The sequence below is a fragment of the Staphylococcus sp. GDY8P72P genome, from assembly GCF_016890655.1.
Taxonomy (GTDB): Bacteria; Bacillota; Bacilli; order Staphylococcales; family Staphylococcaceae; genus Staphylococcus; species Staphylococcus arlettae.
Window position 1 is genome coordinate 41053 of record NZ_JAFEQJ010000015.1, and the last position, 7112, is coordinate 48164.

Annotated in this window: 8 protein-coding genes and 1 pseudogene; 6 read left to right on the forward strand and 3 right to left on the reverse strand. The window is 31.9% G+C overall.

Annotated elements, in window-relative coordinates:
* Nucleotides 1-5 precede the first annotated feature (5 nt).
* Together cstB and cstA are read right to left on the reverse strand one after the other, a co-directional pair.
* Entirely contained in the window at nt 6-1340 is a 1335-nt protein-coding gene (cstB, locus tag JVU85_RS07445) for a persulfide dioxygenase-sulfurtransferase CstB (RefSeq protein WP_204172252.1), read from the reverse strand.
* Between the two features lie 28 nt (nt 1341-1368).
* Nucleotides 1369-2436: a persulfide response sulfurtransferase CstA gene (cstA, locus tag JVU85_RS07450; RefSeq protein ID WP_204172254.1), complete on the reverse strand. Its 1068-nt coding sequence runs from the start codon at nt 2434-2436 to the stop codon at nt 1369-1371.
* A 137-nt stretch (nt 2437-2573) separates the two neighbouring features.
* Between cstA and cstR the strand changes: the two genes are divergently transcribed.
* Together cstR and JVU85_RS07460 are read left to right on the forward strand one after the other, a co-directional pair.
* Nucleotides 2574-2834, forward strand: coding sequence for a persulfide-sensing transcriptional repressor CstR (cstR, locus tag JVU85_RS07455; RefSeq protein WP_012816717.1), 261 nt, complete (start codon nt 2574-2576; stop codon nt 2832-2834).
* Nucleotides 2834-3589, forward strand: coding sequence for a sulfite exporter TauE/SafE family protein (locus tag JVU85_RS07460; RefSeq protein ID WP_204172253.1), 756 nt, complete (start codon nt 2834-2836; stop codon nt 3587-3589). Before cstR ends, JVU85_RS07460 begins: the two co-directional genes overlap by 1 nt.
* A 286-nt stretch (nt 3590-3875) precedes the next feature.
* Here JVU85_RS07460 and JVU85_RS07465 read toward each other — a convergent pair whose 3' ends face one another.
* Nucleotides 3876-4268: a zinc-binding dehydrogenase gene (locus JVU85_RS07465; protein ID WP_232191133.1), complete on the reverse strand. Its 393-nt coding sequence runs from the start codon at nt 4266-4268 to the stop codon at nt 3876-3878.
* A 68-nt stretch (nt 4269-4336) separates the two neighbouring features.
* Here JVU85_RS07465 and JVU85_RS07470 point away from each other — a divergent pair, with 68 nt between their 5' ends.
* From JVU85_RS07470 to JVU85_RS07485, 4 genes and pseudogenes are all read left to right on the forward strand, one after another.
* Nucleotides 4337-4795 (forward strand): MarR family winged helix-turn-helix transcriptional regulator, encoded by a 459-nt coding sequence (locus JVU85_RS07470; protein ID WP_115353122.1) that lies wholly within the window; start codon nt 4337-4339, stop codon nt 4793-4795.
* A complete protein-coding gene (locus JVU85_RS07475; RefSeq protein WP_167868205.1) occupies nt 4782-6125 on the forward strand; it encodes a dihydrolipoyl dehydrogenase family protein in 1344 nt (447 codons plus the stop codon). Before JVU85_RS07470 ends, JVU85_RS07475 begins: the two co-directional genes overlap by 14 nt.
* Nucleotides 6126-6180: 55 nt before the next feature.
* Nucleotides 6181-6438, forward strand: coding sequence for a hypothetical protein (locus tag JVU85_RS07480; RefSeq protein WP_411769064.1), 258 nt, complete (start codon nt 6181-6183; stop codon nt 6436-6438).
* A 587-nt stretch (nt 6439-7025) separates the two neighbouring features.
* Nucleotides 7026-7112: pseudogene (locus JVU85_RS07485) on the forward strand (IS6 family transposase); the annotation flags it as partial.

The following is a 7112-nucleotide window of genomic DNA, read 5'->3' on the forward strand; positions in this document are numbered from 1 at the left end:
TTAAATTATTTTAATGATTCTGGAAAATCTTGATAGCCTTCTCTAATATTTACGACATTTTCAAATCCTTTGTTTTCTAAGATACCCACGGCGATTGAACTTCTAACACCTGACTGACAATGTACGTATATTTTATCCTCTTTATTAAATGGAATATTTTCATTTAATAATTTACCATGCGGAATATTGACTGCTTGATCTAAGTGCCCATTATTCCACTCTTCTTCATTACGTACGTCAAGTATATATTCTTCTTTACCAGTCATATCAACGCTATGGATGGATTGGGTTAAAGTTTCTGATTTTGGTAAACGATAACCTGCTACATTATCAAAGCCAATTAATTGTAAAGTATGCGCTGCTTGTTCAACGGTAGATTTATCACCAATTAAATCTATACTATTTTCATAGTCTAAATACCAACCGATTTGGTTAATGAAGTTTTGGTTGTAAGGAATATTGATTGTACCTTCAGTATGACCACCATGAAAGGCTTCTTTACTACGAAGATCAAAAGCTATTCTTGCATTATCTAAACTAGGAAAAACGTCGTATGGTTGATACATGTTCATACCAAACTGATTAATTTTTTTCATCTGTGCAAAGTGATGGGGTGGCGCTGGTTGATTTGATGTTAATGTTTCAACAAATTTAGATTCATCTGTTACATTAAATGCCCAGTTATTAATTTTTTCGTAACCTAGCGTAGACATTGGTATGGCACCTAATGCTTTACCACAAGGACTTCCAGCACCGTGTCCAGGCCATATTTGAATATAATCTGGTAAATTTTTAACACCTTCTATAGATTGGTACATCTGTTTTGCACCAATCTCTGTAGTACCTTCCATTTGTACTGATTTTTCTAGTAAATCAGGTCTACCGATATCACCAACAAAAATAAAGTCACCACTAAATAAACCCATTGGAACACTTGAGCCGCCACCTTCATCCGTGAGTAAGAAACTAATACTCTCCGGGGTATGACCAGGTGTATGCAAGACTTCTAATTTAATATTACCTACTTGAATAATATCTTGATTTTTAACAAAATTTGTATGTTCCGGCATATTTTTATAACTGAATTGATCATCACCTTCGCCAGATACATATATATTGGCGTTTAAACGTTCTTGCACGTCCCGAATTCCAGAAGCAAAATCAGCGTGAATATGTGTTTCTGCAGCTTGTGTAATTTTAAACCCTTCGTTATCTGAAACTTCCATATATTTTGTTAAATCACGAACAGGATCAATTACTATCGCCTCTCCTGTACGTTGACAGCCAACTAAATAAGATGCTTGAGATAAATGATTATCGTAAAATTGTTTAAAAAACATGTTGAAACTCCTTTTTTAATAGATTTAATTAGATGAATAAATTATGATTCGCATTTTCTGTATCACCAATATAAGTACCTACGCCCCCGTACTCAACTTCGTCTCTGAGCTCTTCTTTCTGAATGCCCATAACATCCATGCTCATCGTGCAAGCAATTAATTTGATATCTTGTTCGATAGCTTGATTGATAAGCGATGGTAATGAATCAACATTTTTCTTCTTCATTACATAGCGCATCATGATATTACCTAAACCAAACATATTCATTTTAGAAAGTGGCATGCGTAAAGGTGTTTTCGGCAACATCAAATCAAACATTTTTGCAATGCCTTTCTTTTTAACGTTAACTGTTTGCTCTTTTTTCAACGCGTTAAGTCCCCAAAAAGTAAAGAAGATAGTTACATCTCTTCCTGCAGCTCTAGCGCCATTAGCAATAATCATTGCTGCCACTGCTTTGTCTAACTCTCCACTAAATAGTACAATTGTCGTACCTTTAGCAGTATGATTCACTTGTAAGTCTTTTGGTTTTTCTTTTTGAATGATAGCATTAATTCCATTGTTACTTTCATCCAATTCAACTAACGTATGTCCTGTTTGTTTCACCCAGCTTTTAATGTCGCTAAGGAAACCAGGGTCAGTCACTGTAACTTCAATTTGCTCGCCTACTTCAATATTTTTCATTTCTTTACTGATGTTTACAATTGGACCTGGACATTGAAGACCACTATAGTTAAGTTGTTTACGCTCTGCTTTAATTTCTACATTTGTATTTTCTTCTAATGTATTATTATCTTCGTTTTTTGCTTCATATGCTTTATAGCCACCGTCTAAATTAACGATATCGTAGCCTTGTTCAGCTAAATACTCGCTCGCTTTAGTACTTCTGGCACCACTTTTACAGTGTACAAAATAGGTTGTGTTTTTATCTTTATTAAACGATTCAATCTTATCTACAGGATGTAATGTCGCACCATTTATGTGTGCTAGCTCATATTCTTCTTCTGTTCTTACGTCAATCAGTTGACCTTGTGCACCTAATTTTTCTAATTCTTGTTTACTGAATTTGTTGATATGCTTTTCGTTATATTGTTTTATAATATCCTCCTAATAAATACCTATAGGGGTATATTAACTGATTGTTTATAGCGTGTCAAATACCCAATGGGGTATTTGACATTTTTGGTTCTATCTATTATTATGACTTTATTCAATTAAAAGTGGAGGAAATAACTATGCATTATGATAAAAAAATGATTAATCGTATTAATAGAATACAAGGTCAACTCAATGGAGTTATTAAAATGATGGAAGAAGAAAAAGATTGTAAAGATGTCATTACTCAAATCAGTGCATCAAAAAGTTCAATCCAACGTTTGATGGGGATTATCATTAGTGAAAATTTAATAGAATGTGTAAAGACAGCAGAGGATAATGGTGAAAATTCTGAAGAATTGATTAATGAAGCCGTTAACTTATTGGTAAAAAGTAAATAATGGATATTTCAACTGTTATTATGATGTTACTTATTGGGGTATTCGGAGGATTTATTTCGGGTCTAGTAGGTATCGGTGGTTCTATCATTATTTATCCAGCTATTTTATTATTACCACCACTATTTGGTGTTCCTGCATACAGTGCATACATCGCTTCAGGACTTACTTCCAGTCAAGTCTTTTTCAGTACTTTAACTGGGTCATTAAAAGCGCGAAAAAAAACCGAATTCTCCCCACCATTAGTTATTTATATGAGTGGAGGTATGATTACAGGGAGCATGTTAGGCGCACTCCTAGCAAATTTATTTAATGCTGAATTTGTAAATGCAATATATATTATCATTGCTTTAATCGCATTAATTTTAATGTTTATTAACGTAAAACCGAATTTAAATCAGTCTTCCTTTAACAAACCATTATTAGTTATGGTTGGTCTTTTCGTTGGTATTATTTCAGGTATAGTTGGAGCAGGCGGCGCTTTTATTATTATTCCTATATTGCTAGTTTTATTCAAATTACCAATGAATACGGTAGTTGCTAATAGTATAGTAATTGCTTTTATATCTTCAATTGGCGCCTTTATCATTAAACTTATACAAGGTTACATTCCTTTAGAAGATGCGTTATTTTTAATAATAGGGAGTATTATTTTCGCTCCGTTAGGTTTAAAATTAGGTAAAAAGGTCCCTAGTTTTGTACAAAAGTGGATCATCAGTATTTTAATTATTATTGCAATTATTCAAATTGCTTTATAAATAAGAAAGAGAAGTACAACTAATTTTTGTACTTCTCTTTCTTATTTATAAAGTTAAAACATTCTCATATAGCAATGGCAAGTTGCTATAAATTCAACAGCTATATACGTATGATTAGGGTGTACCTTAAAAATACATAAACACAATTTCTCAATTAATTATCTCATTTTAATTGCTCTATGAGAATTATATTACCTGATAAATTAGACAATTTTAATATTAAAAAATCCTTCTTTTATATAAAGGTAGTATTACATAAAATAATTATTAATATAGAAAATAGGGGCTATTTATTAAAATCTATAACAATTTTACCAAACGCGCCTTCCATTTGATGTTCATATGCTTCTTTTGCTTGGTCAAATGAATAAACCGTATCAATTACAGGATCTATATTTATTTGATCTAAATCTTTATTGAAATCTTCAAATGCTCTATGGTGTCCTAGATTGATACCTTGGATTCTTGCTTGTTTAGCAAGTAATGCGAATAAATTAACATTTGCTTCCATATTTTCAAGAAATCCAATAACATATATATGCCCCTGAGAAGCTAAAGCATCTATAGATTTAGCAATACTTGACCCACCGACCACTTCTACAATATGTTCTACACCTTTACCATTTGTTAATTTTTGCACTTCTTTTTCCCAATCAGGGTGCGTTTTGTAGTTGATCACTGCAAGTTTTTTTAATTGATTAATCGTTTGCGATTGATTATTCTTTAATGAGAATAGGAGTGATTAAATTGATTGATGATGAAATGAAATTGACACATCAGCTATGCTTTTCTGCTTATAATGTTAACAAATTATTCAACAAATTTTATGAAAAGCAATTAAGTCAATTCGGTTTAACTTTTTCTCAATATCTAGTGCTATTAACCTTATGGGAAGAAAACCCTCAAACTTTATTATCCATTGGTAAAAAGTTGAATCTAGCAAGTAATACCCTAAGCCCATTACTAAAAAGACTTGAGCAAGCTGGCTGGGTTCGAAGAAATAGAGATGAAAGCGATAAACGTAACCTTATCATAACTTTAACGATAAAAGGTCTAAATGAGCAAGAAGCAGTACATGAAGCTATTGCTAAATGTGTTTCTTCACAATTTGATGTAGATGAATATATGAAAGCCAAAAGTATTATGGATAATTTAGAAGAAACGTTGAAAACTATTACAAAGGATGATTCAAATGAAACAATATGATGTCGTATTTTTAGGTAGTGGACATGCTGCTTGGCATAGCGCATTAACTTTAAACCAAGCAGGTAAATCAGTAGCTATCGTTGAAAAAGATCGTATAGCAGGTACATGTACGAATTATGGTTGTAATGCCAAAATTTTATTAGAAAATCCGTATGAAGTGTTAGAGCAAGCTTCACACTATCCCAACATAATTAATACTGAAGCATTATCAGTGAATTGGGAAAACCTTATGTCTTATAAACATAAAATCATTGACCCTATGGCAAATACTTTGAAAGGTTTATTTGAACAACAAGGTATAGATATTATTGAAGGGGCAGGAAGATTAGTAGATGAGCATCATCTCGTAGTAAACGGTGAACAATATTACGGGGAAAACATAGTTATTGCGACAGGCCAACACAGCAATAAGTTAGATATTGAAGGATCTGAATATACGCATGATAGTAGAGATTTCTTATCATTAGATCAAATGCCAAATAGTATCACATTTATAGGCGTAGGCATTATTAGTATTGAATTTGCTAGTATAACTATTAAATCTGGCGTAGAAACGCATATGATTCATGTTGACGATGAGCCGCTCAAAGGTTTTTATTCAGCACATGTTGCTAAATTAATGGATAAATTGGCTGCAGAAGGCGTTCAATTCCATATGAATGAAAATACTACTGCGATTAAAGAGCAAGGTGATCGTTATACAGTAGCAACAGAATCAGGATTAGAGATTACCACTGACTATGTGCTAGACGCTACTGGACGTAGACCAAATGTACACGGTATTGGACTTGAAGAGGCTGGCGTTAATTTTACTAATCGAGGCGTACAGGTAGATGAATATTTACGTACAAATATCCCTAATATTTATGCTAGTGGTGATGTATTAGATAAAGCAATTCCTAAATTAACACCTACTGCAACATTTGAATCTAACTATATCGCTGCACATATTTTAGGTATGAATGACAATCCTATTAGTTATCCCGCAATACCTTCAGTCTTATATACACTACCAAGATTGAGTAATATTGGGGTTTCTATAGATGAAGCGAACAATAGCAATGATTATAAAGTGAAAGATATTCCTTTTGGTAAACAAATGGTGTTTGAATATAAAAATGAAACTGAAGCTGAAATGACAATTGTATTAAATAATGATAAACAATTAGTGGGAGCTGCTATATATGCTGATGATGCACCAGATTTAGTTAATTTATTAACTTTCATTGTAAACCAAAAATTAACGGCTCAAGATTTAAATCAAATGATTTTTGCTTTTCCTGGATCATCAAGTGGCGTTATAGATCAATTAAAATTAGCAATGTTATAAAAGGAGTGCTATAAAATAACTAGTAATATTTATGATATACAAGTTGTTAACAAAGATGGTAGTAGGTATTAAGTATTATTTAAATGACTACAAAGGTAAAGTTATTATATTAGTTAATACTGCCACAAAATGTGGCTTAAGTGGTCAATTTGAAGAATTAGAAGAATATTACCAAAAATATAAAGAGCAAGGGCTAATTATACTTGGATTTCCTTGTAATCAATTTTCTAAACAAAAACCTGGTACTGATGACCAAATAGCTGAAATATGGAAAGAAAATCAAATGGAATTTCACAAAATTTATTATTGCTAAAGATGGTAATGTAGTAAAAAAACTTGCTCCCAAAGACAGTCCTAAAAAAGTAGAAACTGTATTTCAGAATTTATTATAACTAAGCATTATTAATTGAAATGACACAATAATATAGTGTTTAATATCTAATTATGTTACTAGTAAACATATCCACAATCCTACTGAATAGAACGAAAAAAGCACAATACAAAGCTAAAGTTGATAAAAATGTACTGAAGCTATTACAATCAATAAAATAATAGAAATTTCATTATCTGATTCTATTATTGATTTACTCCATTAATTTGTTTTAAAAGATTTTAATCCTGTGATGTAAATTAACTTTATTGATCATAATCACTCCTATTTTTAAATATATTGGATTCACATAACCTAAACAGATAAAACTACTTTGCATTCCTACCAATTATAGTGTTATAATGCAATCAACAAAGATTATCAGGCATGTATGCACCAAACCCCCTTACTATGGCCGTAGTAAGGGGGTTTTTTGGTGTGACTAGTCGCCTATTCGTCATTACGCTTGCGTAGGGTTCTGTTGCAAAGTTGAATGTATAGTATAATTTTAACAAAAAGGAGTCTTCTGTATGAACTATTTCAGATATAAACAATTTAACAAGGATGTTATCACTGTAGCCGTTGGCTACTATCTAAGATATGCATTGAGTTATCGT